The following is a 26465-nucleotide window of genomic DNA, read 5'->3' as shown; positions in this document are numbered from 1 at the left end:
ATCAGGCCGGCGAGATGCCGATCGCGCGCTGCAGATCGGTGATCGCGCGCAGGAAGCTGTCGGCTGGCGTGGTGTCCGGGTCGATCAGGCGGTGCAGGCGGAACCCGTCTTCCAGCGCCAGCACGATCGCAGCGGTCCATTCCGGATTGTGCACGCCGTTCCTGCCGGAGTTCCTCAGCGTGGTGACAACGATATCGGCGATCAGCTTGCGCCGCGCGCGCAGGCGTTTGGCAAGCTCGGGCCGGCGCTTCTCCGCGCGCGCCACGAACAGGATCATCTCCATATGCAACAGAGGCGAGCGGCCGAGCGGATCCTGCCGGCTGCGATCCATCGTCCTGAGCGCTTCGAGGTAGTCCGGAAGAGTTCTGTGCCGGGTGAGCAGGTCGAGATTGCGCCGGATCGACTGCTCGACATGATCCTCGAGCATCGCGATAATCAGTTCGTCCTTGCTCTTGAAGTTCGAATAGAACGCACCGCGGGTGAAACCGGCCGCGGCCGCAATCGCCTCGATGCTGGCGCCGCCAATTCCTTGTTCCTCGAACACTTGCGCCGCCGCCTCGAACAGCTTCTCGCAGGTGTTGCCGCGCGTCGGCCTGGTTCGAACCCTTGACATCGGCGCAGGTTAGGGCAGAATGCAACTCGATACAAGAGTGTATCGAGTTGCATTGAAAACAAGCAGTCGGCCGCGATGGTCCGGCCCCGAGGATGACACCAAGGCGCGCCAGGGTGCCGACACCGGCGCGACAAGCGAACGAGGTCACCATGAACGAGCATGTTCAGTCCGCGCGCAGCGAACCGCTCTTCAATCCACTGGCGCCCGAATTCATTCGCAATCCCTATCCGCACTACGAGCGGCTGCGGACCATGGACCCGATGCACGTCAACGCGCACGGCGCCTTCGTCGCCAGCCGTCACGCCGAGGTGAGCCTCGTGCTGCGCGACAAGCGCTTCGGCAAGGATTTTGTCGATCGCACCATCCGCCGCTACGGTCCTGACATCATGAAGGAACCGGTCTTCCGCAGCATGAGCCACTGGATGCTGCAGCTGGATCCGCCGGATCACACCCGCCTGCGCGGCTTGGTCGTCAAGGCCTTCACCGCGCGCCGGGTCGAGGACATGCGCCCGCGCATCCAGCAAGTCGTCGACGAGACGCTCGACCGCATCATTCCGCAGGGGAAGATGGATCTGATCGAGGACTTCGCCTTCCGCCTGCCGGTGACGATTATCTGCGACATGCTCGGAATCCCCGAAGAGCAGCGCGAGGCCTTTTACAAGGGCTCGCGCGATGGCGGCCGCCTGCTCGATCCGGTGCCCTTGTCGCCGGAGGAGATCAAGCAGGGCAACGCCGGCAACGTGATGGCGGCGATGTATTTCCACCAACTGTTCGAGCTGCGCCGCAAGCAACCCGGCGACGACCTCATCACGCAATTGGTGCAGGCCGAGGAGGATGGACATAAGCTCACCAACGAGGAGCTCACCGCCAACATCATCCTGCTGTTCGGTGCCGGCCATGAGACCACGGTGAACCTGATCGGCAATGGGCTGCTGGCCTTGTATCGCAATCCGGATCAGCTCGCGCTGCTCAAGAGCAATCCAGCCCTGATCACCAACGCGATCGAGGAGTTCCTGCGCTACGATTCCTCGGTGCAGTTGACCGGCCGGGTTGCGCTCGAGGATATCGAGGATCTCGGCGGCAAGCGCATCCCAAAGGGCGAGAGCGTGCTCTGCCTGCTCGGCTCGGCCAATCATGATCCGGCCGTTTATCCCGACCATCCGGAACGGCTCGACATCCGGCGGCCGAACGTCAAGCCGCTGTCGTTTGGCGGCGGCATCCATTTCTGCCTCGGCGCCCAACTGGCGCGGATCGAGGCCGAGATCGCGATCTCGACCCTGCTGCGCCGGATTCCCGAGCTGCGGCTCGATGACGCGGAGAATCCGGAATGGCGGCCGACCTTCGTGCTCCGCGGGCTGAAGCGGTTGCCTGCGAGCTGGTGATCTCTCGCTTTTCGCGGCGGGCCGCGATCCGCGGCAATCGCAGGTGCCGCCCGCGCCGTTGAGCGGAAATTCGCCTCGTGCCTGACGTCGCAGCAGCAAAGGCGCTGTGACTTCGCCATACTTGTCTCTATATATTGGGCTGCTCCGGCTCAGGTTCGGCATCGGTGGGCCGCAAGCGGAGCCAGCTCAAAGGGAGACACCGTGCAGACGACGCTGCTCGGCCTGGCAATCGCATTCATCCTTGCACTGGTGGCCGCGCTGGTCGGTCCATATTTCGTCGATTGGAACCAGTTCAGGCCGCAGTTCGAGGAGGAGGCGACGAAGATCATCGGCGCGCCGGTTCGTGTTGCCGGCGGCCTTGACGCGCGTCTGCTGCCGGCCCCTTCGCTGCGGCTGAACAATGTCACCGTCGGCGGCGCCAATGATCTCGGCAAGGTCCGCGCCGGCAAGCTCGACGTCGAGTTCAGCCTGAGCTCCCTGATGCGCGGCGAATGGCGCGCAACCGACCTCACCATCAACGGCGTGTCGCTCGACGTCGGACTCGATCCGAAGGGGCGAATCGAATGGCCGGTCTCGAGCGGGACCTTCAATCTGGCGTCGCTCACGATCGATCGTCTCAACCTCACCGGGCGCATTGCCCTGCATGACGCGGCGAGCCGCAGCACGCTCGAGCTGAGCGATGTGGCGTTCAGCGGCGATGTCCGCTCGCTTGCCGGCGCGATCCGTGGCGACGGCAACTTCATGTCCGGCGGAAACCGCTATCCATTCCGGGTGTCGTCGGGGCAGTTGCCTGACGGCAATGGCATTCGCCTGCATGTCAGCATCGATCCCGGCCAGCGGCCGCTGTCGGCCGATCTCGACGGCGCCCTCACCTTCGAGGCGCGCGCGCCGCGGTTCGAGGGCACGGTGGCGCTTGCGAGCGCACCGAGCCAGCGGGGCAGGAGCGATGAGCCGCCGTGGCGGATCGCGGGCAAGGTGAAGGCCGACCATTCCGCCGCACGCTTCGACCAGGTCGAGGTGAGCTACGGCGCCGAGGACCGTGCGCTGAAGCTTGCAGGCAGCGGCGATATCCGTTTAGGCGCCGAGCCGCTGCTGCGTGCCTCGCTCTCGGCGCGGCAACTCGATGCCGACAAGTTCGTCGCCAGGGATGGCGGTGACAACAGCAACGCCGAACCGCCGCGTGTGTTGCCGACGTTGCGCGCGGTCGTCTCGGGCCTTCCGCAGAGCCCGATTCCAGCCCAGATCGAGCTGGCGTCGGAGCAGATCATGCTCGGTGGCCGTCCCCTGCAGGACGTTTCGGCGGAGCTGCAGTCGGACGCCAAGTCGTGGATGGTGCGCCGGCTGGAGTTTCGCGCGCCGGGGTCCACGCAAGTCTCGATGAGCGGCGGCAGCGCGCAAAGCGGCACGCCGAGCGGATTCAAGACCGCGCTCGATATCGAATCGTCCGATCCCGATGCGCTGATGGTCTGGCTGCAGGGGCACGGCGACATCGCCTATCGCAGCCAGAAACCATTGCGGCTGCGCGGCGACGTCTCGGTGTCACCGGCAGGCTTTGCGATCGATGCCATGAGGGCGGAGATCGAGGGGAGTACCGTCGAAGGCCGCGTCGCGTTTTCGCATCGTGACGCGGCGCGCGGCGCGAAGGTCGAGGCGCAGTTGAAGGCCGAGCGGCTCGATGTCGATGCGGCCGCGGCTTTCGTCCGTTCGCTGCTCGGGCCACAGGCCGAATGGCCCGACGAGGCCCGATTGTCGCTCGACGTCGGGCGCGCGATCTCCGCGGGCCAGGAATTCCGGCCGCTGCTGGCAAAGGTCGCCTACAGCCCCAAGGAGGTCGTGCTCGAGCGGCTGAAGATCGGGCAGGCGGACAACGTCACGCTTGATAGCAGCGGCAACTTCGACCGGGTCAACTCGACCGGTAAGCTGGCGATCGACGCAACGGCTGCGTCGCTCGGCCGGATCACCGCGATGGTTCAGCCGTTCGCACCATCGCTCGCGGCGCGGCTCGGCGTGCTCCGGGCGGACGCGGGTCCGGTCCATGCGAAGCTTGCGCTCGACCTCGGCAAGGGGCAGGCTGCCGACAAGGCCACCGCGCAGGCGACACTCGATCTCGACGCGCCGCAGGTCAAGGGACGCACGGTGATGTCGGCAACGCCGCCGCTCGCTGCGATCCAAAAGCTCGATCTCGACGCGCTCGGCCGCAGCGACATTGCCGCCGAGGCCAAATTCTCGGCAGGCGAAGGGAGCGCGCTGTTGGCGCTGCTTGGACTTGACCATGCGATTGTGGCCGGCGCTGGGCCTGCGCAGTTCGAGGGCACAGTGAGCGGCGCGTGGCGCGCGCCGTTGCGCCTGAAGGCCAGGCTCTGGGGCGCGGGGCTCGATGCGGATGCTGAAGGGACTGCGGAGCCATGGGCGACGAATGCCAAATCGAGCGTCAATCTTCGCGTCCGCAGCGCCGACATCAGTCCGCTGCTCGATCTGAAATCATCGGATCAAGCCGGAGATATTCGGCTATCGTCGCGGGTGACACTTGCCGGCGCCAAGCTGACCTTCGACGACCTTGACAGCATCGTTGCGGGCTCGCGGCTGCGCGGCCATCTCGCGTTGACGCTCGCCGACGAGAAGAGCGTCGAAGGCGAGCTCGGTCTTGATCAAATGACGCTGGCGCCGATCTTTGCGACCGTGATCGGCGCTGCGGGCCATGACGCGACGGCGCCACTTGGCGCAGGATTGACCAAGGGCTGGCGCGGCAAGGTGACGTTCGAAGCGTTGCGCGGCCTGCTGCCCGGCGGCGCCGTGCTGCAGCCGGTCAGCGGCACGCTCAGGGCCGATGGACAGTCGCTGACCTTCGATGGCATCACGGGCAAGATCGGCGGCGGCGAAGCAACCGCCAGCATCGATGCGCGGCAGGGCGTCAACGGACTGGCGCTGAACGCGAACGTTCGACTTTCCGGCATCGACGGCTCGGCGCTGCGCTATCGCAGTCTTGCGATGCCGAAGGGCCGTGTCTCGATGCAGATGACACTGCTGACGCAGGGCCGCAGCACCTCGGCGCTCACGGGTGCGCTCTCCGGCAGCGGCGCGGTGACGCTGGAGGGGATGAACCTCCCAGGCCTCGATCCGCGGGCGTTCGATGTCGCGATCCGCGCCAGCGACAGCGGGCAGGCGACCGATGATGCGCGGCTGAAGCAGATCGTCGAGCCGGTGCTCGCGGGCGGAGCGCTGTCGATCGCGTCGGCGCAAATTCCGTTCAACATCCGCGACGGCCGCATCCGCGTCGGCGCCACGACGCTCGCGGCCAACGGCGCCAATGCCACCGTATCGGGCGGCTACGACATTCCGGCCGACCAGGCCGACATCCGCGCCGCGCTGGCGCCGACGCAAATCGGCACGGCCAGCAGCCGTCCGGAAATCCAGTTGTTTGCGGTCGGCACGCCCGACGGACTGACGCGCAGCATCGACATTGCGGCGCTGTCGTCCTGGCTTGCGGTGCGCGCGATCGATCGCGAGACACGGCGGCTTGACGCAATCGAGCGCGGCGAACCGCCACCACCGGACCCCGTGCCCGCGGCGATTCCGCAACCCGCGGCACCGAATGCCAATCCGGCGGCATCGTCGCCCGCGGATGTGCCGCTGCCCGGTCGCGATCCGCGCCGCGCGGTGGTCCCGAAGCCGAAGATCGGTGCGCCGCCGCATCCGCCGGCGATTCCTCCGGTCGCGACGGCACCTGCCGTTGCGCCGTCGGCGCCGACCGCAGGCCAGCCGCAGGTCGCGCCGCTGCCGCCGCCGATCGAGATCAAGCCGCCGCCCGGCACGGTCAAGCCAAAGCTGCGGCCGCCATTGTCGCTGACGCCACAGGTTGCCAATCCGCCGCAGCGGCCAGCAATGCAGAACTAAAGCGTGATGAGTCAGGATCGAATCGGCTCGGCCGCGGAGTCGGTTCACCTCTCCCCGACGGGGAGAGGTCGATTTGCGGAAGCAAATCGGGTGAGGGGCCGCGGCTCTAACGAGAGACCGTTGCCCCTCACCCGGCGCTACGCGCCGACCTCTCCCGAGGGAGAGGTGAACCTCCGTTGCCGCTCCAGCTCAACCTTATCTCGTCACGCTTTACGGCGTCTCAGTACGCGTTTCATGACGCGAACCGGTCTCCGCGCTTGGCGCGAGAACGCCGTGGCCTAATGATGCTGGAGGATATTGACCAGCCGGCCGAAGGGATCGCGGACGAAGAACCGCCGCACGCCCCATGGCTCGTCCGCGGGTCCGTATTCGATCGGGATGCTGGCCGTCGTCACGCGACGGAGCGCCTCGTCGAGATCGTCGACTTCGATCGAGAGATCGGGCACCGGCGTGCCGGAGCCGCCTTCGGATGCGATACTGATTTGAACCCGCATCGTTTCGGATGAGCCGTAGGTCGCAATCCAACCGAAATCCATCAGCGATTCGAGCCCGAGGATATCCCGGTAGAAGCGCGCCGCCGCCGTCACGTCGGCGGTGGCGATGTTGGCGACGATGCGTTTGACCTTCATGCTGGTGTCCGCGCCGCGACAGGATCGCCTGCTGCATAGCATGGCAGCGATCCAACCGTGGAGACCGGAGCAAGCATCAAGCTTGCTGGCGCGTATCGACCTGTTGCGGCCTGACGTCGGCCGGCACCGCCGGCGTGGCGCGCGAGCGGAAATAATCCAGCACGAAGAGCCGGATCGCCGAGGAAAGATTGCCCTGCTGGCGATTGCTGTCGATCTCGCCGACCAGTTCCGACAGCGTCATGTTTCGAAGGCCGGAAATTTCCTTCATGCCGTTCCAGAACGCCTCTTCGAGGCTGACGCTGGTTTTGTGTCCGGCAACGACGATCGAGCGTTTGACGACCGGAGACTTCATGATGCTTCTCCGCCGTCGATGTGATGCTGATCGAGCACGCGGGCACTGCGCTCGGCGAGAAACTCGTCACGTGCGCGTTCGGCCTTGGTGCGACCAAATAGCGCACGGTTGGCGTCGGCCTGCTTCGCTGCTTGTTCGCGCTCGTTGCGCTTTCTGAATCGTTTCAAGTTGACCACGTCGCCCATGCTCGTCCTCATCGTCCCTTCATCCGAATTGGTGATGCATCGTGACGAAAGCAAGAGTGGTCGCGGTGTGCGCCTGGCTCGATATCCATCCAGAATCCCCGTTTTGATGCTTCGTGATAGCACCAAAGAATCGGTTTCGCTCTGCGAAAACTTGACGTCTGATTGCTGTACCATGCGTCAACGCAGAGCTGATAGATCACCTGCCTTAGTCTTTAGGCGTTATGTTTCATAATTATATCACCCGCGCCCACCGCAATTTTGCGGGCTTGTCGACGCTCACCTATCCCGGATGTGTCATTTTGTCCGGCTGCACGAGGCGATCAAATTCATCTGCAGATACAAAGCCAAGCCGCAAGGCTTCTTCCTTCAACGTCGTTCCGCGCGCATGCGCCGCCTTCGCGACCTTGGCCGCGTTGTCGTAGCCGATCTTCGGCGCGAGCGCCGTCACCAGCATCAGCGATCGCTGCATCAACTCGCTGATGCGCTTTTCGTCTGCGCGTATGCCGACAACGCAATGCTCGGTGAACGAGCTGATGACGTCGGACAGCAGTTGAATGGAATTTATCATACAGTATGCCAAAACGGGCTTGTACACGTTCAGCTCGAAGTGGCCCTGGCTGCCGGCGATCGTGATCGCGGTCTGATTGCCGAACACCTGGCAGCAGACCATGGTCACCGCCTCGCACTGGGTCGGGTTCACCTTGCCCGGCATGATCGACGAGCCCGGCTCATTCTCGGGAAGGATCAGTTCGCCGAGACCCGAGCGCGGGCCCGAACCGAGGAAGCGGATGTCGTTGGCGATCTTGAACAGGCCGGTCGCCACCGAATTGATCGCGCCGTGCACCAGCACATAGGCGTCGTTCGAGGCGAGCGCCTCGAACTTGTTCGCGGCACTGGTGAACGGCAGTCCGGTGATCTCAGCGACGTGCCTGGCAAAGGTTCTGGCGAATTTCGGCTTCGAGTTCAGTCCGGTGCCGACCGCAGTGCCGCCCTGCGCCAGCGGAAACAGATCCTTCACCGCCACGCGCAGCCGCGCGATGCCGCTTTCGACCTGCGCGGCATAGCCGGAGAACTCCTGGCCGAGCGTCAGCGGCGTCGCGTCCTGGGTATGCGTGCGTCCGATCTTGACGATTTTGGCGAATGCCTTCTCCTTCTTGCGCAGCTCGCGATGCAGTTCGGTCAAAGCGGGGATCAGGTCGGCAATGATCCGCGTCGCAGCCGCGATGTGCATCGCGGTCGGGAATGAATCGTTCGACGACTGGCTCATGTTGACGTGATCGTTCGGGTGGACCGGCTTCTTGGCACCGAGCTCGCCGCCGAGCATCTGATTGGCGCGATTGGCGATCACCTCGTTGAGGTTCATGTTGGTCTGCGTGCCCGAGCCGGTCTGCCAGACCACCAGCGGAAAATGATCGTCGAGCTTGCCTTCGACCACTTCCTTGGCCGCGCGGATGATGGCGCCGGCGCGGCGCGCGTCGAGCAGGCCGAGCTCGCGATTGGTCATCGCGGCTGCGAGCTTGACGATGCCGAGCGCACGGATGATCGCGATCGGCATCCGGTCGTGGCCGATCCGAAAATTCTGCCGCGAGCGTTCGGTCTGCGCGCCCCAGTAGCGGTCGGCGGGGACGTCGATCGGGCCGAAGCTGTCGGTCTCGCTGCGGGTGGTTGCCTTGGATGGTCTGGTGGATCGGGCCATTGATGCTTTCCATTGCGTCGTCAGCGCATGAGGCGGCCATCGGCGCCGGCTTTCGCGAAGCAGCGGCGCGAGGTCATGCTCATGCGGAAGATAATCCGCGATGACGATCCGTCATCCCGGTCTTCGCAGGCATCCTACAAGGTCGAAGATCGGTCTGTGTCTGGATTATTTCTTGCGGAAGCGGTCGAGCCGCACCACCTCGGCGCCTTCGCTGGGCTTCGCTGGCTCTTCCTCGGTCTCGGCCGTCTTGGCTTCGGCCGCAGCGCGGGCAGGTGGCGCCGGAACGGGGCTCACTGGCGGAGCGGCCGGCACTTGCGATGGAGCGGCCTCGGCCACAGCATCCGAGGCGTCGAACTGCAGGTCGAACGGCGCGGACGGATCGAGGAAGCGCGTCACGGCGGCGAACGGAACGGTCAGCCGCTCCGGGATTCCGCCGAACGACAGCCCGACCTCGAACCGATCCTCGGTCACCACCAGGTCCCAGAACTGGTGCTGCAGGATGATCGTCATCTCCTCCGGATATTGCGCGAGCAGCCGCGGCGACAGCTTCACCCCGGCGGCGGTCGACAGGAAGGTGATGTAGAAATGATGCTCACCGGGCAGGCCATGTTCGGCGGCGTCGGCCAGGACCTGGCGCAGCACCCCGCGCAGCGCGTCCCGCGCCAGCACGTCATATCGGATGTGATCGGTCGCCATGGTAATCCTGTTGCTTTCGAAAACGGCCGGTTCAGGGGAGCGGAGCCGTCCGACTCGCCCTTTTGGGCCATGCTACCCCGCCGGGAGCCGGAAATCAGCAGGGCGGTTGGCAATGCGCGCGGATGCACGCGGCCGAAAATGAAGTGGAGGCTTCTGTTGCCAGGTGCCTCCGGACCCCGCCTAGCGGAGCTTAACCCACTAGGACTTTAAGATGGTCTTTCAAACTGCCTTACGCAGCCTGAGCAACCGGAGCAAAGTTGTCGTTGGCAACTATTGCAATGGCCCGATGTCGGCGGAACCATACCGAGAAAAAACACGCCCTTTACGCCCTCGTCGATCCTATTTCGCCCCCGCCAAAAGCCACCTGATGATGGATTTTGGTGGAGGCGCCGGGTACCGCCCCCGGGTCCGAATGGTTTATTGCGACGGTCATTTATTTCCATAGCCGGCGAACCGGCACCCCCAATATAGGCGGCGGGATCGGAGAAAAACAGAGGCGATTCAGGCCTTTCAGGTGTGAAAACCGGCCAGATTGGGGTTGGCCGGCGCCCGGAGGCCGTTCTAGATTTCGGCCATGCCTCCGAATTCCCCTCCGGTCGCCGTGCCGGCGCCGGATGCCCCTCTGCCATGTCAGCCCAGCGAGCCCGGCCTGCTCGAGCTGTTTCTTGCCTTTGCCAAAATGTCGCTCGCCGGCTTCGGCGGGGTGCTGGTCTGGGCCCGGCGGGGCATCGTCGAGCAGCACCGCTGGATGACGGCGGAGGAATTCAACGAGACCTTTGCGCTCTGCCATTTCCTTCCCGGTCCGAACATCGTCAACCTGTCGGTGGTGTTCGGCTCGCGGTTTCGCGGCATCGCGGGCGGGCTCGCCGCCTTCGCCGGCCTGGTCGGCCCGCCGCTCGTGATCGCGACGATGCTCGCCGCGCTCTACGCGCGCTACGGCGAGATCGATGCGCTGCGCCGCACGCTGGCCGGCGTGTCCTGCGCGGCCGTCGGACTGCTGTTCGCCGTCGTCCTCAAGATGATGATGCCGTTGCTCAAGCGGCGCGACGTGGTCGGCCTTGTCGTGATGGCCGCGGTGTTCACCGCGATCGGGCTGGTGCGATGGCCGATGCAGATCGTGTTGCTGGTCGCGATTCCGCTCAGCCTTGCGATCACGATCCTGACGCGCCGCAGGGTGAACGCATGAGCGCAGATCCCAATCCGACGGCGACGCTGATCTGGACCTTCGGCCTGATGTCGCTGTTTGCAGTCGGCGGCGCCAATTCTGCGATTCCGGAAATGCACCGTGCCGCGGTCGACGTGCAGCACTGGATGACCGACAAGCAGTTCGCCGATGTCTTCGCGATCTCGCAATTGTCGCCGGGACCGAACGTGCTGATCGTGACGCTGATAGGCTATTCTGTCGCAGGGGTCGCAGGCGCATTGGCGGCCACCGTTGCGATGTGCGGGCCGACCGCACTGCTTGCCTATTGTGTCAGCCGCTTCCTCGAACGCTCGCGTCATGCAAGCTGGCCCGCGATTCTGCAGGCCGCGCTGGTTCCGCTGTCGATCGGACTGATGGCGGCAAGCGGACTGATCGTGGCGCAGACATCAGACCAAAGTTGGGTCGCTGCCCTGATCACAATTGTCGCAGCTACGCTTGCCTTCGCGACGCGGGTCAATCCGCTCTGGATATTGCTTGCCGGCGGCATTCTTGGTTTCGCTGGCGTTGTCTAACGAAAATCGCTAGCAAGGCGTCGGGTCAGCAACACAAGCCATCCAATCAGATCGGGCGGGAATACCCTGCCGGGGAGCGAAATCATGAGTGACACGCCGAGTCGGGCGCCAGTCCATTCCATCTTGCCGAAATGGGTGCGTGGACCGCAGGACTTTGTCGGCGGCATCGCCTTGATGGCGCTCGCCGTGTTTGCGCTGTGGGCCTCTAGCGATCTCCAAGGCATGCACGGCTTCTCGTTCGGCGCCGGCACCGCGCCGCGCATCTTCGCGGTGCTGCTGTTGTTGCTCGGGGGCGGCGTTGCGGTGATGGGAATCCTCAAGGACGGTCCGGCCATCGCAGCCTATTCGTGGCGCGGACCGCTTTTCGTCGCGCTGTCGATCCTGTTCTTCGCGATGGCGATCCGGCCGCTCGGGCTCGTCGTCTCGGCCTTCTCGAGCTTCCTGATCGCGGCGCTCGGCTCGCACGAGACGAGGTGGCTCGAGGCCATCGTCGTCGGCGCGTGCCTGACGCTCGGCTGCGCGCTCCTTTTCCCTTACGTGCTGGGACTGCCGATGCCGATGTTCCCGCGCTTCCTGATCCAGTGAGGACGTGATGGACCTCTTTGCCAATCTCGCACACGGTTTCGCGGTCGCGTTCTCGCCGATCAACCTCCTGATGTGTCTGATCGGTGCGCTGGTCGGCACGCTGGTCGGCGTGCTGCCGGGCATCGGAACCATCGCGACCGTCGCGATGCTGCTGCCGATCACGTTCGGCCTGCCGCCGGTCGGTGCGCTGATCATGCTCGCCGGCATCTATTACGGCGCCCAATATGGCGGCTCGACCACCTCGATCCTGGTCAACATTCCCGGTGAAGCGACCTCCGTCGTGACGGCCCTCGACGGCCACCAGATGGCCAAGCAGGGCCGCGCCGGCCCGGCGCTCGCGATCGCCGCGATCGGCTCGTTCTTCGCCGGCTGCGTTGCCACGGTGCTGATTGCCGTGCTCGGTGCGCCGCTGACCAAGCTCGCGCTGGCATTCGGTCCGGCTGAATACTTCTCGCTGATGGTGCTCGGCCTGATCTTCGCGGTGGTGCTGGCCAAGGGCTCGGTGCTGAAGGCGATCGCGATGATCGTGTTCGGCCTGTTGCTCTCGATGGTCGGATCCGACATCGAGACCGGCGCCTCGCGCATGGCGTTCAACATTCCCGAGCTTGCCGACGGCCTCGGCTTTGCGACGGTGGCGATGGGCGTGTTCGGCTTCGCGGAGATCATCCGCAACCTCGACCACGGCGCCGAGATGAACCGCAATCTGGTGCAGCAGAAGATCACGGGCTTGATGCCGACGCGGAAGGACATCTCGGATTCCACGCCTGCGATCCTGCGCGGCACCGTACTCGGCTCGATCCTCGGCATCCTGCCGGGCGGCGGCGCCGTGATCGCCTCGTTCGCTGCCTATACGCTGGAGAAGAAGCTCGCGAAGAATCCGTCACGCTTCGGCCGCGGGGCGATCGAAGGCGTGGCGGCGCCGGAGAGCGCCAACAATGCGGCGGCGCAGACCTCGTTCATCCCGCTGCTCACGCTCGGCATTCCGCCGAATGCGGTGATGGCGCTGATGGTCGGCGCGATGACCATTCACGGCATCGTGCCGGGCCCGCAGGTGATGCAGAAGCAGCCCGATCTGGTCTGGGGCATGATTGCCTCGATGTGGATCGGCAATCTCATGCTGATCATCATCAACCTGCCGCTGGTCGGCATCTGGGTCCGCCTGCTGCGGGTGCCGTATCGGCTGATGTTCCCGTCGATCGTGATCTTCTGCTCGATCGGCATCTACTCCGTGAACAACGCGCCGGTCGACGTCATCCTGGCCGGCGTGTTCGGCCTGGTCGGCTACTGGCTGATCAAGCACGATTTCGAGCCGGCGCCGCTGCTGCTCGGCATGGTGCTCGGACCGCTGATGGAGGAGAACCTGCGTCGCGCACTTCTGATCTCGCGCGGCGACTGGAGCGTGTTCATCTCGCGGCCGCTGTCGGCGGTGCTGCTTGCGATCGCAGGCGGCCTGCTGGTGCTTGCGGTGTTGCCGGCGCTGCGCGCCAAGCGCGACGAGGTGTTCGTCGAATCGGAGAGCTGATCGCACGTCCGCCTGCGTCGGCGCGCCGCAGGCGGAAGTCGAGTAGACTTTCGATGCAGCTTCATGAAATGAGAATGCCGGCCCGATTGGGCCGGCATTTTTGTTGCTTGGACGTTCCCAGGGGGATTCGAGATGATGTCCGTTCGCTCGTTCGCGGGCGCATGCCTTGCCGCGCTGGGCTCGCTGTGCGTGGTTGCCGCGCCGGCCGCGGCGCAGAACTATCCGACGCGCACCATCACCATGATCGTGCCGTTCGCGGCCGGCGGTCCGACCGATGTCATCGCGCGCATCGTCACCGCCAACATGGCGCAGACATTGGGACAGAGCATCGTCATCGAGAACGTGGTCGGCGCCGGCGGCACCACCGCGACCACGCGCGCCGCGCGCGCCGCCAATGACGGCTACACGGTGATCACCGGACACATGGGCACGCACGCCGCCTCCGTGCCGCTCTACCCGAAGCTCGCCTATCATCCGGAGAAGGATTTCGAGCCGGTCGCGCTGCTCGCCGGCACGCCGATCCTGATCCTCGCACGCAAGGATTTTCCGCCGAAGGACCTCAAGGAGTTCGTGGCTTACGTGAAAGCCAACGCCGAGAAGGTCAACGCCGCGCATGCCGGCGTCGGCTCGGTCTCGCACGCGTCGTGCGAGCTGTTGAACTCGATCCTCGACGTCAAGCCGGTCGGAGTTCCCTTTAACGGCACCGGCCCCGCGATGAATGCGCTGGTGGCGGGCCAGGTCGATTACATGTGCGACCAGATCGTCAATGCGGTGCCGCAGATCAATGCCGGCACCATCAAGGCCTATGCAATCGCAACGCCCGAGCGCAACCCGTCGCTGCCCAATGTGCCGACCACGGCGGAAGCCGGCCTTCCGGCCTACCAGGCCCAAGCGTGGAACGCGATCTTCGCGCCGAAGGGAACGCCGCCCTTCGTCATCGCCACCCTGAGTGCGGCGGCCACGAAGGCGCTCGACGACGAGGCGGTCCGCAAGCGGCTACTGGAACTCGGCAGCGTGATCCCGGCACCGGCCAATCGCACGCCGGAAGCGCTCGCGACCCTCGTCAAAAACGAGATCGCGAAGTGGACGCCGGTCCTCAAGCCGGCAACTTAAGCCAACGCGATCAAGTGGATAGGGCAGGGGCGGGACGTGAGTTCCGCCCCTTGTCGTTTGGCCCGGAGTGCTCACTTTTCGGGGTATAATCAGGGTATTCGGCCGAATCAGCGTGTCGGCCGGCGGCTTCGGCCGTTAAGTTCGCTGCTTCCTCGAAAGCCGAAACAGACGCCATGAACCAGTATCACGATCTGCTCGAACGCATCCTCGCCGATGGCGCGGAGAAGCACGACCGCACCGGCACCGGCACGCTGTCGATCTTCGGCCACCAGATGCGGTTCAACCTGTCGGCCGGCTTCCCGATGCTGACGACCAAGCGGCTGCCGCTGAAGGCGATTGTGCACGAGCTGTTGTGGTTCCTCGCCGGCGACACCAACATCAAATATCTCAACGACAACGGCGTCACCATCTGGGACGAATGGGCCGACGCCAACGGCGATCTCGGGCCGGTCTATGGCTCGCAGTGGCGCTCATGGCCCGCGCCGGATGGACGCAGCATCGACCAGATTGCCAACGTCATCGAGATGATCAAGCACAACCCGGACTCGCGGCGGCTGATCGTCAGCGCCTGGAATCCGGCCGAGGTGGACAAGATGGCGCTGCCGCCGTGCCACTGCCTGTTCCAGTTCTATGTCGCCAATGGCAAATTGTCGTGCCAGCTCTATCAGCGCTCCGGCGACGTCTTCCTCGGCGTGCCCTTCAACATCGCCTCCTACGCGCTGCTGACCATGATGGTCGCGCAGGTGACAGGCCTCAAGCCCGGCGACTTCGTGCATTCGCTCGGCGACGCGCATCTCTACTCGAACCATATCGAGCAGGCGCGGTTGCAACTGACCCGGCCGACGCGGCCGCTGCCGACGATGCGGATCAATCCCGACGTGACGGACATCTTCGCGTTCCGCTACGAGGACTTCACACTCGAAGGCTACGACCCGCATCCGCACATCAAGGCCGAAGTCGCCGTTTGAGGCATTGAATGTCTCTCGCCATCCGCCGCGCGCGGCCCGATGAGGCCGGACTGGTCTTCTCCTTGGTCCGCGAACTCGCCGAATACGAAAAGTTGCTGCACGAGGTTCGCGCCAGCGAGGCCGACATTGCCGACGCGCTGTTCGGCCCCAATCCGCGGTTGTTCTGCGACATCGCGGCGTGGAACGGCGAGCCCGCCGGCTTTGCGGTCTGGTTTGTCAACTTCTCCACCTTCGGCGGCAGCCACGGCATCTATCTGGAGGATCTGTTCGTGCGCCCGGCGCTGCGCGGCAAGGGCATCGGCAAGGCGCTGCTTGCGCACCTTGCCAAGGAATGCCTCGCCCATGGCTGGTCGCGGCTGCAATGGGCCGTGCTCGACTGGAACGCGCCGTCGATCGCGTTCTACAAATCACTCGGTGCCGAGTTGATGGACGAATGGACGATTTGCCGCGTCTCGGACACGGCGCTCGCGGCGCTGGCGAAGGGAGCGCGTTGATGGAGATCGTGCTCGTCGTTGCGGTCGCCGAGAACGGCGTGATCGGGCGCGACAACGCAATTCCGTGGCGGCTGAAATCCGACCAGCAGCGCTTCAAGGCGATCACCTTGAACAAGCCGGTCGTCATGGGGCGCAAGACATTTGAATCGCTGCGCAGGCCGCTTCCGGGGCGTACCAATATCGTGGTGACGCGCGATGCCAACTACCGGGCACGAGGCGCGGTCGTGACGACATCGTTCGAGAACGCGCGCGCCGTTGCCCATGGCGACGCACTGCGTCGTTTGGCCACTGAGATCGCCATCATCGGCGGCGCCGAGATCTATGCACAGTGGATCGATGTCGCCGACCGCCTTGAGGTCACCGAAGTCCATGCCAGGCCCGAAGGTGACACGCGGCTTGACATCATTGACGCGAAGGCGTGGGAGGAGGTCGCGCGTGTGCGACATCCGGCCGGGCCGGACGACAGCGCCGACTTCTCCTATGTGACATATCGTCGGCGCGGCCGGGGTTAACCAATGTTTGCATTGACAATTATGCCCCGGGGCATAGCTCGTCCCGCCAGGAAGCTTGCGTTGTAAGGGCCCCGACGGTCCCCTATAACCGGGCCGGACATTCGAGCCCGGGCGTCCCCGTCCGGACTTGCCGAGGAGATGTTTGATGCCGTGGAAAAATCAGGGCGGGGGGCCGTGGGGTTCGGGTCCGAAAGGGCCATGGGGCTCGGGTCCGCAATCGGTCGGGCCGAGGCCGCCGGATCTTGAGGATCTGCTGCGCCGCGGTCAGGACCGGTTGCAGCAATGGTTGCCCGGTGGCCACTTCAGCGGCGTGGGCGTCGCGCTGATCCTGGCCGCCGCGCTGGCGATCTGGTTCGCGACCGGCATCTTCCGTGTCCAGTCTGAAGAGCTCGGTGTCGTGCTGCGTTTCGGCAAGTATGTGCGCGACGCACAGCCGGGCCTGAGATATCACCTGCCGTATCCGATCGAGACCGTGCTGCTGCCGAAGGCGCTGCGCGTGAATACGACCTCGATCGGCATGACCTTGATCGATGATCCCGCCCGGCGCGGCCGCACCATGCGTGACGTGCCGGAGGAGAGCCTGATGCTGACCGGCGACGAGAACATCGTCGACGTCGATTTCACCGTGCTGTGGCGTATCAAGCCGGGTGGGGCCGGCGCATTCCTGTTCAACATCCAGAACCCCGAGGGCACCGTGAAGGCGGTGGCCGAGAGCGCGATGCGCGAGGTGATCGGCCGCTCCGAGATTCAGCCGATCCTTACCGGCGCGCGAACCCAGACCGAAACGACCGTGCAGGAGCTGATGCAGAAGACGCTCGACAGCTACGGGGCCGGTATCCAGGTTGCGCAGGTGCAAATGCAGAAGGTCGACCCGCCGGCGCAGGTCATCGATTCATTCCGCGACGTGCAGGCGGCGCGCGCCGATCTCGAGCGCGCGCAGAACGAGGCGCAGACCTACGCCAACCGCGTCGTGCCCGAGGCGCGCGGCCGTGCCGCGCAGATCATTCAGGCCGCCGAAGGTTACAAGGAGCAGGCGGTCGCCGAGGCGAGAGGCCAGAGCGCGCGCTTCCTGAAGGTCTATGAAGAGTACAAGAAGGCCCCCAACGTGACGCGCGAACGCATCTATCTCGAGACCATGGAGCGTGTGCTCGGTGGCGCCGACAAGCTGGTTTACGACGGCGACAAGGGTCAGAACATCGTGCCGTATCTTCCCCTGGGTGAACTGACGACGCGGCGTCCGGCGGCGCCGGCCGCGACCGGCCAGCAGCAGGGAGGTTCGCGATGAGGTCCCCCGTTGCGGGCATTGCGGCCCTGGTCGTGCTGTTCGTCGTGATCATTGTTGCCTATAGCTCGATGTTCACCGTGCAGCAGACCGAGCAGGCGCTCGTGGTCCGGTTCGGCAGGCCGGTGGCCGTCGTCACCGAGCCGGGTCTGAACTTCAAGGTTCCGTTCACCGACAGCGTCATCTCGATCGACAAGCGTATTCTCGATCTCGAAAACCCGTCGCAGGAAGTCATCGCGTCGGACCAGAAGCGGCTGGTGGTCGACGCCTTCGCCCGTTACCGCATCAAGGATGCGCTGCGCTTCTACACCAGCGTGGGTTCGATCCAGGCCGCCAACCTGCAGCTCACCACGCTGTTGAACGCGTCGCTGCGCCGCGTGCTCGGTGAGGTCAACTTCATCGCGGTGGTCCGCGACGAGCGTGAGAGGCTGATGTCGCGGATCCGCGATCAGCTCGACAAGGAAGCCGACGGTTATGGCATCCAGGTCGTCGACGTGCGCATCCGCCGCGCCGATCTGCCGGAGCAGAACAGCCAGGCGGTCTATCAGCGCATGCAGACCGAACGCCAGCGCGAGGCGGCCGAGTTCCGCGCGCAGGGCGGGCAGAAGGGGCAGGAGATCCGCTCCAAGGCCGATCGCGAGGCAACCGTGATCATCGCCGAGGCCAATTCGACCGCCGAGCAGACGCGCGGCGCCGGCGACGCCGAGCGCAACCGCTTGTTCGCCGAGGCCTACAGCAAGGATCAGGACTTCTTCGCGTTCTATCGCTCGATGACGGCCTATGAGAATGGCCTAAAGTCCAGCGACACGCGTTTCCTGTTGCGGCCGGATTCGGAGTTCTTCAAGTATTTCAGCAGCGCAAATGGCAAGCCGCCTGAGGCGGCCGCCGCTCCGAAACAATAACGCCACAAGGCGGCGATGCGAGCGACGCGTCGCCGCCGTCACAGAACAACAAACATGAAGCGGGAGGCTGCGATCCGATGAGGTCAATAGCGTTCGGCGACTTCCTCATCGGCTTGGGAATCCTGTTCGTGCTCGAAGGCATCCTGTTTGCCGCCAGTCCGGCCTGGATGCGCCGGGCCATGAAGAGCGCGCTGGAGACGCCCGATAACATCCTGCGTGTCGTCGGCCTCGGCTCGGCGGTCGGCGGGCTGATTCTGATCTGGCTGGTACGACGATAAACGTCAATCGTCCTTCCTGACTGCGAAACGGACCGGGAACTTCGAGGCTCCGCAAGGGTGCAACTGGGCCCCCGATCCCACCTGTCGGATCATCTGGAACGACAACCAAGGCTGTACGTAATCGTGAGCCTGCCGCGTCCGGTTTTCGCCGAAATGGCAGGCTGAGATGCTTGCGCGGCGCGCCCGTTCGGGCGCAGTCTGTGACCAACGATTTTGATCCGTTTGCCTGGAGAAATTCCGACATGACCGCCGCCAAATCAGCCCTGAGCCGCCGCCTCCGCCTGATGGGGGCTGCGGTCTCGATCGGTGCTGCATGCATGCTGAGCTCCGTGCCGGCGTTCGCGCGCGGTCCCGAAGGCATCGCCGACATCGCCGAGAAGGTGATCGATGCCGTCGTCAACATCTCGACCTCGCAGACGATCGAGGCCAAGGGCGGCGCGATGCCGCAACTGCCGCCGGGCTCGCCGTTCGAGGAGTTCTTCGACGACTTCTTCAAGAACCGCCGCGGACCGCCGGGCAAGGGCGGCGACAAGGGGGGCGAGTTCCAACCGCGCAAGACCAACTCGCTCGGCTCCGGATTCATCGTCGATACGTCGGGCATCGTCGTCACCAACAACCACGTCATCGCCGATGCCGACGAGATCAACGTCATTCTCAATGACGGCACCAAGGTCAAGGCCGAGATCGTCGGCGTCGACAAGAAGACCGACCTTGCCGTGCTCAGGTTCAAGCCGCCAAAGCCGCTCACCGCGGTCAAGTTCGGCGACAGCGACAAGATCCGCCTCGGCGATTGGGTGGTCGCGATCGGCAACCCGTTCAGCCTCGGCGGCACCGTGACCGCGGGCATCGTCTCGGCCAAGAACCGCGACATCAGCCAGGGGCCGTATGACAGCTACATCCAGACCGATGCCGCCATCAACCGCGGCAATTCCGGCGGTCCGCTGTTCAACCTCGATGGCGAAGTGATCGGCGTCAACACGCTGATCATCTCGCCGACCGGCGGCTCGATCGGTCTCGGCTTCGCAGTGCCGTCGAAGACGGTGGCCGGCGTCGTCGACCAGCTCGAGAAATACGGCGAGTTGCGGCGCGGCTGGCTGGGCGTGCGGATCCAGCAGGTCACCGACGAAATCGCCGACAGCCTCAACATCAAGCCGGCGCGTGGCGCCCTCGTCGCAGGTATCGACGACAAGGGCCCGGCCAAGCCGGCCGGCATCGAGCCGGGCGACGTCGTCGTCAAGTTCGACGGCAAGGACGTGAAGGACCCCAAGGATCTCTCCCGGATCGTTGCCGACACCGCGGTCGGCAAGGAGGTCGACGTCGTCGTCATCCGCAAGGGCAACGAGGAGACCCACAAGGTCACCCTCGGCCGCCTCCAGGACACCGAGAAGGTTCAGCAGGCCAATGCCAAGCCGAAGGACGACACCGCCGAGAAGCCGGTGACGCAGAAGGCGCTGGGCCTCGACCTGGCATCGCTGAGCAAGGATCTGCGCGGCAAGTACAAGATCAAGGACAGCGTGAAGGGCGTCATCATCACCGGCGTTGATGGTGCCTCCGACGCCGCCGACAAGCGTCTGTCGGCCGGCGACGTCATCGTCGAGGTGGCGCAGGAAGCAGTCTCGAGCGCCGCCGACATCAAGAGCCGGATCGACAAATTGAAGAAGGACGGCAAGAAGTCGGTGCTGTTGCTCGTCTCCAACGGCGACGGCGAGCTGCGCTTCGTCGCGCTGAGCGTGCAGTAGGAGGGCGCGCTGCGGCCTCAGTTCCTGACTGTCATCCCCCGCGAAGGCGGGGATCCAGCACGCCGCGGCCTCTCGATCGTCGACAGACGTCTCTGGAATACTGGGTCACCCGCCTGCGCGGGTGACGACAGCCATTGAGAGGTTACCCCTCCACGAACTCGTCGCGGCGATAGCCCTGCGCATAGAGCAGCGCGGTGAGATCGCCGTGATCGATCCGTGCCGCTGCTGCGGCAGCCACCGCCGGCTTGGCGTGATAGGCGACCCCGAGGCCCGCGGCCTGGATCATGCCGAGATCGTTGGCGCCGTCGCCGACCACCAGCGTGTCGATGTCGTCGAGATCGAAGGATTCCATCAGCTCGACCAGCGTGGCGAGCTTGGTGGCGCGGCCGAGGATCGGTTCGACGACCTCGCCGGTCAGCTTGCCGTCGTCGACCCGAAGCTGATTGGCCCGGTTCTCCTGGAAGCCGACCTTGGCGGCGACCACGTTGCTGAACAGTGTGAAGCCGCCCGAGATCAGGCAGGTGTAGGCGCCATGCGCGCGCATGGTCCCGACCAGCGCGCGGCCGCCCGGTGTCAGCGTGATGCGCTTCTCCAACACCTCGTCGACCACGCTGACCGGCAGGCCTTTGAGCAGCGCCACCCGCTCGCGCAGCGCCGACTCGAACTCGATCTCGCCGCGCATCGCGCGCTCGGTGATGGCGGCCACATGGGCCTTCAGCCCGGCGAAATCGGCCAGCTCGTCGATGCATTCCTGGCCGATCATGGTGGAATCCATGTCGGCCAGAAAAAGCTTCTTGCGCCGGGCGATCCGAGGCTGCACGACAATGTCGATCGGCAGGTCGACGCGCGCCTCGCGCAAGCGGGCTTCGATCGCCTTGATGTCGTCCTTGCCGGTGTGCTGGCTCTCGAAGGGAATGTCGACGGCGACCTCGTTGAACAGCCACTGCGCCGGGCCCGGAGAGGGCAGCACGGCCCGCGCGCCGTCGACGATGGTGGAGTCGAGCGCGGGGCTTGCGGGATTGCAGATCAGCGTGGCAACGAGGGACATGCAGGCGCATTCGGGATTGTTGGACAGGGCCGTGCTTATCGCAGGGCCGACCGCCAGCGGCAAGTCGGCGCTGGCGCTCGAACTTGCGCAAAAAACCGGCGGGGTCGTGATCAATGCCGACTCCATGCAGGTCTATCGCGACCTCAGGATCATCACGGCGCGGCCGACCGCCGAGGAGGAGGCTCAGGTTCCGCACCGGCTCTACGGCCATGTCGATGCCGGCGTGAATTTCTCAGCCGGCGCCTGGGTCGGCGATGCGGCCAAGGCACTCGGCGAGGTGCGAGCGCAGGGCCGCCTGCCGATCTTCGTCGGCGGCTCGGGCTTGTATTTCAAGGCTCTGACGCAGGGGCTCTCGGCGGTGCCGCCGATCCCGGCCGCGGTGCGTGAAAGCGTCCGCGCGCGGCTGGAGCGTGACGGCGTCGAGGCGCTGCATGCCGAACTGGCGCAGCGCGACCCGCTGTCCGCCGCGCGACTGAAGCCGCGCGATCGCACCCGGATCGCGCGCGCGCTCGAGGTGGTCGAGGCGACCGGGCGGCCGCTACCCGACTGGCACCGCGAGGGCCTGCCGCCGCTGTTGCCACCGGATGAATTCCGCGCGCTGTTTCTCGCGCCGGAGCGGGAGACCCTCTATGCCCGGATCGATGCGCGGTTCGACGTGATGCTCGATTCCGGCGCGCTCGAGGAGGTCGGTGCGCTGGCAGCACGCGGGCTCGATCCGCTGTTGCCGGCGATGAAGGCCCATGGTGTGCCGGTGCTGATCCGGCACCTGAAAGGGGAAATCAGCCTGGAGGAGGCTGCCGAAATCGGCCGGGCCGACACGCGCCATTACGCCAAGCGCCAGTTCACCTGGTTCCGCCACCAGCTTCCGGAATTCGCCTGGATCAGGCCGGAGGCGGCGCGGGACTGGTTGCTTGCGGCGATCTCCTAGCCAATCAGCCATGCGTGTTTCGCCGCGCAAAAACACTCGCGGAGCGACAGGAACCCCGTTAGACTGCAGAAATCGCGAAAATTTCTGCCTTGCCTTGACATTCGGGCTTTGGCCGTTATGTTCGCGCAACCTTTGGGAAGCCTGAGCAGTCCAGTGCGCAACATTATTAGCAAACTCCTTATCGCCGTCGTACCCAGGCACACCGCCGGGGATGGCTAGCGGCCATCCTAAAGACAGGCGGTGTGCATGGGGCCTCTCGGGCCCTTTTTTATTTCCTGAAGCAGAATCACGAGAACTGACAAAAGTCGCGCAGAATCAAGCGCATCCGGAGCGAACCATGACCGACAAGAGCCACGATCCCAATCAGATGACCGGCGCCGCGATGATCGTGCGCGCACTCATCGATCACGGCGTGCAGCATGTCTTCGGCTATCCCGGTGGCGCGGTACTTCCGATTTACGACGAGATCTTCCAACAGAGCGAGGTCGAGCACATCCTGGTGCGCCACGAGCAGGGCGCCGGCCATGCCGCCGAGGGCTATGCCCGCTCGACCGGCAAGCCGGGCGTGGTGCTGGTGACGTCGGGTCCCGGCGCCACCAACATGGTGACGCCGCTGACCGACGCGCTGATGGATTCGATCCCGCTGGTCTGCATCACCGGCCAGGTGCCGACGCATCTGATCGGCAACGATGCCTTCCAGGAGTGCGATACGGTCGGCATCACCCGTCCCTCCACCAAGCACAACTGGCTGGTGCGCGACGTCAACGATCTCGCCAAGGTGCTCCACGAAGCCTTCTACGTGGCGACCTCCGGCCGGCCCGGCCCGGTGCTGGTCGATGTGCCAAAGGACGTGCAGTTCGCCACCGGCACCTATCACCCGCCGCGCAAGGCGGATGTGCACGTCTCCTATACGCCGCAGGTGAAGGGCGACGCGACGCAGATCCGCAAGGCGATCGCGATGCTGGCGTCCGCCAAGCGTCCGGTGATCTACAGCGGCGGCGGCGTGATCAATTCGGGACCGGAAGCCTCCAAGCTGTTGCGACAACTGGTCGAGACCACGGGCTTCCCGATCACCTCGACGCTGATGGGCTTGGGAGCCTATCCGGCCTCCGGGCCGAACTGGCTCGGCATGCTCGGCATGCACGGCACCTACGAAGCCAACATGACCATGCATGATTGCGACGTCATGCTGTGCGTCGGCGCGCGCTTCGACGACCGCATAACCGGCCGCGTCGATGCGTTCTCGCCGGGATCGAAGAAGATCCACATCGATATCGATCCGTCGTCGATCAACAAGAATATCCGGGTCGACGTGCCGATCATCGGTGATGCCGCCAACGTGCTTGGCGACCTCCTGCAGGCGTTCAAGGCGGAGGCGAAGAAGCCCGACATCAAGGCGTGGTGGCAGCAGATCGCGCTGTGGCGCGCGCGCAACTCGCTGTCCTACAAGAAGAACAACGATATCATCCTGCCGCAATACGCGATCCAGCGCCTGTTCGAACTGACCCGCGGCAAGGATACCTACATCACGACCGAGGTCGGTCAGCACCAGATGTGGGCCGCGCAGTTCTTCGGCTTCGAGGAGCCGCACCGCTGGATGACCTCCGGCGGTCTCGGCACCATGGGCTACGGTCTGCCGGCCGCGGTCGGCGTGCAGGTGGCGCATCGCGACAGCCTGGTGATCGACATCGCCGGCGACGCCTCGGTGCAGATGACGATCCAGGAGATGTCGACGGCGGTGCAGTACGAGCTGCCGATCAAGATCTTCATTCTGAACAACCAGTACATGGGCATGGTGCGGCAGTGGCAGCAGCTCCTGCACGGCAACCGCCTGTCGCACTCCTACTCCGAGGCGCTGCCTGATTTCGTCAAGCTCGCCGAGGCCTATGGCGGCGTCGGCCTGCGGGCGACCAAGCCGTCCGATCTCGACGGCGCGATCAAGGAGATGATCTCGATCAAGCGCCCGGTGCTGTTCGACTGCCGGGTCGCGGCATTGGAGAATTGCTTCCCGATGATCCCGTCGGGCAAGGCGCACAACGAGATGCTGCTGCCGGAGGAGGCGACCAGCGACGCCACCGCGAGCGCGTTCGCCGGCGGCAAGGCGCTGGTGTGACGATGCTGGCCGAAAATTCCACTGTCATCGCCCGGCTTGATCGGGCGATCCAGTACGCCGCGGCGTCTCGATCGATCTCGGACGTCTCTGGAAGACTGGATCCCCGCCTTCGCGGGGATGACATGAGAGCGGGAAGATAGACGGGAAGCCACGATGTTTGACCTCAACGAGCTTGAGCGCGCGCATCGGATCGTCGGCACAGCAGTGCCGCCGACGCCGGCGCATGCTTGGCCGCTGCTCGCCGAGCGTCTCGGCACGCGCGTCGTGGTCAAGCATGAGAACCACACGCCGATCGGCGCCTTCAAGGTGCGTGGCGGGCTGGTCTATCTCGAACGGCTGAAGCGCGAACGGCCCGGCGTGCCCGGCATCATCTCGGCGACCCGCGGCAACCACGGCCAGAGCCTGGCCTTTGCCGCCGCTCAACACGGCGTACCGGCGGTGATTTACGTGCCACGGGGCAATTCGGTGGAGAAGAACCGCGCGATGCGCGCGTTCGGCGCCGAACTGGTCGAGCATGGCGAGGACTTTCAGGCCGCGCGCGAAGAGGCCGAGCGCCGCGCGCAGTTCGCCGGCCTCCACATGGTGCCGTCGTTCCACCCGGACCTGGTGCTCGGCGTTGCGACCTACGCGCTCGAACTGTTTCGTTCTGCGCCCGATCTCGACATTCTCTACGTGCCGATCGGGCAGGGCTCCGGCATCTGCGGCTGCATCATGGCGCGCGACCTGCTGGGCCTGAAGACCGAGATCGTCGGCGTGCAGTCGACCGAAGCGCCGTCCTACGCGCTGTCGTTCGCCGCCGGAGAGATCGTGACCACCGCGACCAGCAACACGCGCGCCGACGGCATGGCGACGCGGATTCCGGATGCGGACGCGTTCGCGCTGATCCGCAAGGGCGCCTCCCGCATCGTGCAGGTCACCGATGACGAGGTCGGGCAGGCGATCCGCGCCTACTGGACCGACACCCACAATCTTGCCGAGGGCGCTGGCGCAGCCGCGCTCGCGGCGGCGCTGCAGGAAAAGGGCAAGCTCAGCGGCAAGCGGGTCGGCCTGATCCTGAGCGGCGGCAACATCGATTTCGATCTGTTCGGTAAGTGGGTCATGGCGGATGTGCCGTCGGCCCGGAGGGTGGTCGCATGATGATGCGAGCGCCAGCCAAGAACTCCGCTGTCATCGTCCGGCTTGACCGGACAATCCAGTACGCCGCGGCAGGCGCCGGTGGATTACTGGATACCCGCTTTCGCGGGCATGACGAGCAATGATTGAGGGAACGACAATGAACCAGCCCGCATCCGCCTATTTCCTCGAAGAACGCCACGATCCCAACGAGACGCACACGCTGTCCGTGCTCGTGCAGAACGAGCCCGGCGTGCTCGCGCGCGTGATCGGCCTGTTCTCCGGCCGCGGCTACAACATCGACAGCCTCACGGTGTCGGAGACCGAGAACCAGAAGCATCTTTCGCGGATCACGATCGTCACGACAGGCACGCCGATGGTGATCCAGCAGATCAAGCATCAGCTCGATCGCATGATCCCGGTTTATCGCGTCGTCGACATGACGCTGACGGGCCGCTCGATCGAGCGGGAGCTCGCGATGGTCAAGGTCAGGGGCACCGGCGATCACCGCGTCGAGGCGCTGCGGCTGGCGGATGCGTTCCGCGCCCGGGTGATCGACGCCACGACCGAGAGCTTCGTGTTCGAGATCACGGGCAATTCCTCCAAGATCAATCAGTTCATCGACCTGATGCGCCCGCTGGGGCTGATCGAGGTGTCACGAACCGGGGTGGCCGCCATCACGCGCGGGCCGGAAGGGATGTGAAT

General features: G+C 65.0%; 25 protein-coding genes and 1 other RNA gene. 18 read left to right on the top strand and 8 right to left on the bottom strand.

The window, feature by feature from the left end; all coding sequences use genetic code 11:
* Position 1: 1 nt before the first annotated feature.
* Positions 2-613 carry a TetR/AcrR family transcriptional regulator gene (locus tag P6U30_RS28910; protein ID WP_407166217.1) on the bottom strand — a complete coding sequence of 204 codons (612 nt, stop codon included), beginning with the start codon at positions 611-613 and terminating at the stop codon, positions 2-4.
* A 149-nt stretch (positions 614-762) separates the two neighbouring features.
* On the opposite strand from P6U30_RS28910, the gene P6U30_RS28905 reads away from it, so the two are divergent.
* Both P6U30_RS28905 and P6U30_RS28900 read left to right on the top strand, forming a co-directional pair.
* Entirely contained in the window at positions 763-1995 is a 1233-nt protein-coding gene (locus tag P6U30_RS28905; RefSeq protein ID WP_407166216.1) for a cytochrome P450, read from the top strand.
* A 201-nt stretch (positions 1996-2196) separates the two neighbouring features.
* Positions 2197-5889: an AsmA-like C-terminal region-containing protein gene (locus P6U30_RS28900; protein WP_407166215.1), complete on the top strand. Its 3693-nt coding sequence runs from the start codon at positions 2197-2199 to the stop codon at positions 5887-5889.
* A 278-nt stretch (positions 5890-6167) separates the two neighbouring features.
* On the opposite strand, the gene P6U30_RS28895 is transcribed toward P6U30_RS28900, so the two are convergent.
* The 6 genes from P6U30_RS28895 to ssrA all read right to left on the bottom strand — a co-directional run bounded on the left by P6U30_RS28895 (position 6168) and on the right by ssrA (position 9944).
* Positions 6168-6518: a VOC family protein gene (locus P6U30_RS28895; RefSeq protein ID WP_407166214.1), complete on the bottom strand. Its 351-nt coding sequence runs from the start codon at positions 6516-6518 to the stop codon at positions 6168-6170.
* Positions 6519-6594: 76 nt separating this feature from the next.
* A complete protein-coding gene (locus P6U30_RS28890; protein WP_066499077.1) occupies positions 6595-6870 on the bottom strand; it encodes a ribbon-helix-helix domain-containing protein in 276 nt (91 codons plus the stop codon).
* A complete protein-coding gene (locus P6U30_RS28885; protein ID WP_407166213.1) occupies positions 6867-7055 on the bottom strand; it encodes a DUF4169 family protein in 189 nt (62 codons plus the stop codon). Before P6U30_RS28885 ends, P6U30_RS28890 begins: the two co-directional genes overlap by 4 nt.
* A 280-nt stretch (positions 7056-7335) precedes the next feature.
* On the bottom strand, positions 7336-8751 hold the full coding sequence (gene fumC / locus P6U30_RS28880) for a class II fumarate hydratase (protein WP_407166212.1): 1416 nt from the start codon (positions 8749-8751) through the stop codon (positions 7336-7338).
* A gap of 165 nt (positions 8752-8916) precedes the next feature.
* Positions 8917-9447 (bottom strand): SspB family protein, encoded by a 531-nt coding sequence (locus P6U30_RS28875; protein ID WP_407166211.1) that lies wholly within the window; start codon positions 9445-9447, stop codon positions 8917-8919.
* Positions 9448-9589: 142 nt separating this feature from the next.
* Positions 9590-9944, bottom strand: a transfer-messenger RNA (tmRNA) gene (gene ssrA, locus P6U30_RS28870).
* 77 nt (positions 9945-10021) lie between these two features.
* Here ssrA and P6U30_RS28865 point away from each other — a divergent pair.
* The 12 genes from P6U30_RS28865 (at position 10022) to P6U30_RS28810 (ending at position 20558) form a co-directional block, all read left to right on the top strand.
* Positions 10022-10633, top strand: a complete 612-nt coding sequence (locus P6U30_RS28865; protein WP_407166210.1) for a chromate transporter — start codon at positions 10022-10024, stop codon at positions 10631-10633.
* Positions 10630-11163 (top strand): chromate transporter, encoded by a 534-nt coding sequence (locus P6U30_RS28860; RefSeq protein WP_407166209.1) that lies wholly within the window; start codon positions 10630-10632, stop codon positions 11161-11163. The genes P6U30_RS28865 and P6U30_RS28860 overlap by 4 nt, the downstream gene beginning before the upstream one ends.
* Positions 11164-11247: 84 nt before the next feature.
* Positions 11248-11748, top strand: coding sequence for a tripartite tricarboxylate transporter TctB family protein (locus P6U30_RS28855; protein ID WP_407166208.1), 501 nt, complete (start codon positions 11248-11250; stop codon positions 11746-11748).
* A 7-nt stretch (positions 11749-11755) separates the two neighbouring features.
* Positions 11756-13270: a tripartite tricarboxylate transporter permease gene (locus P6U30_RS28850; RefSeq protein WP_407147925.1), complete on the top strand. Its 1515-nt coding sequence runs from the start codon at positions 11756-11758 to the stop codon at positions 13268-13270.
* Positions 13271-13402: 132 nt separating this feature from the next.
* The gene (locus P6U30_RS28845) at positions 13403-14383 is read left to right on the top strand and encodes a tripartite tricarboxylate transporter substrate-binding protein (protein ID WP_407166207.1); all 981 of its coding nucleotides are present in this window, start codon (positions 13403-13405) and stop codon (positions 14381-14383) included.
* Between the two features lie 173 nt (positions 14384-14556).
* Complete coding sequence (locus P6U30_RS28840) at positions 14557-15351, top strand: thymidylate synthase (protein ID WP_407166206.1); 795 nt, start codon at positions 14557-14559, stop codon at positions 15349-15351.
* A gap of 8 nt (positions 15352-15359) precedes the next feature.
* Complete coding sequence (locus tag P6U30_RS28835; protein ID WP_407166205.1) at positions 15360-15845, top strand: GNAT family N-acetyltransferase; 486 nt, start codon at positions 15360-15362, stop codon at positions 15843-15845.
* A complete protein-coding gene (locus P6U30_RS28830) occupies positions 15845-16357 on the top strand; it encodes a dihydrofolate reductase (RefSeq protein ID WP_407166204.1) in 513 nt (170 codons plus the stop codon). Before P6U30_RS28835 ends, P6U30_RS28830 begins: the two co-directional genes overlap by 1 nt.
* 145 nt (positions 16358-16502) lie before the next feature.
* Entirely contained in the window at positions 16503-17642 is a 1140-nt protein-coding gene (gene hflK / locus P6U30_RS28825; protein ID WP_407147920.1) for an FtsH protease activity modulator HflK, read from the top strand.
* Positions 17639-18541, top strand: coding sequence for a protease modulator HflC (hflC, locus tag P6U30_RS28820; RefSeq protein WP_407166203.1), 903 nt, complete (start codon positions 17639-17641; stop codon positions 18539-18541). The genes hflK and hflC overlap by 4 nt, the downstream gene beginning before the upstream one ends.
* Positions 18542-18618: 77 nt before the next feature.
* On the top strand, positions 18619-18819 hold the full coding sequence (locus tag P6U30_RS28815; RefSeq protein WP_407147918.1) for a DUF2065 domain-containing protein: 201 nt from the start codon (positions 18619-18621) through the stop codon (positions 18817-18819).
* Between the two features lie 242 nt (positions 18820-19061).
* Positions 19062-20558, top strand: coding sequence for a Do family serine endopeptidase (locus P6U30_RS28810; protein ID WP_407166202.1), 1497 nt, complete (start codon positions 19062-19064; stop codon positions 20556-20558).
* Between the two features lie 142 nt (positions 20559-20700).
* On the opposite strand, the gene serB is transcribed toward P6U30_RS28810, so the two are convergent.
* Positions 20701-21606, bottom strand: coding sequence for a phosphoserine phosphatase SerB (gene serB, locus P6U30_RS28805; RefSeq protein ID WP_407166201.1), 906 nt, complete (start codon positions 21604-21606; stop codon positions 20701-20703).
* Here serB and miaA point away from each other — a divergent pair.
* From miaA to ilvN, 4 genes are all read left to right on the top strand, one after another.
* On the top strand, positions 21605-22534 hold the full coding sequence (gene miaA, locus P6U30_RS28800; RefSeq protein WP_407170557.1) for a tRNA (adenosine(37)-N6)-dimethylallyltransferase MiaA: 930 nt from the start codon (positions 21605-21607) through the stop codon (positions 22532-22534). The two genes, serB and miaA, sit on opposite strands and share 2 nt — an antisense overlap.
* Before the next feature lie 337 nt (positions 22535-22871).
* Positions 22872-24647 carry an acetolactate synthase 3 large subunit gene (locus P6U30_RS28795; RefSeq protein WP_407166200.1) on the top strand — a complete coding sequence of 592 codons (1776 nt, stop codon included), beginning with the start codon at positions 22872-22874 and terminating at the stop codon, positions 24645-24647.
* A 153-nt stretch (positions 24648-24800) separates the two neighbouring features.
* Complete coding sequence (locus P6U30_RS28790) at positions 24801-25784, top strand: threonine dehydratase (RefSeq protein WP_407166199.1); 984 nt, start codon at positions 24801-24803, stop codon at positions 25782-25784.
* A 136-nt stretch (positions 25785-25920) separates the two neighbouring features.
* Positions 25921-26463, top strand: coding sequence for an acetolactate synthase small subunit (gene ilvN / locus P6U30_RS28785; protein ID WP_407147913.1), 543 nt, complete (start codon positions 25921-25923; stop codon positions 26461-26463).
* Positions 26464-26465 lie beyond the last annotated feature (2 nt).

The sequence above is a fragment of the Bradyrhizobium sp. ORS 111 genome (assembly GCF_045571485.1).
Taxonomy (GTDB): Bacteria; Pseudomonadota; Alphaproteobacteria; order Rhizobiales; family Xanthobacteraceae; genus Bradyrhizobium.
This window is presented reverse-complemented; position numbering and strand designations above follow the sequence as displayed.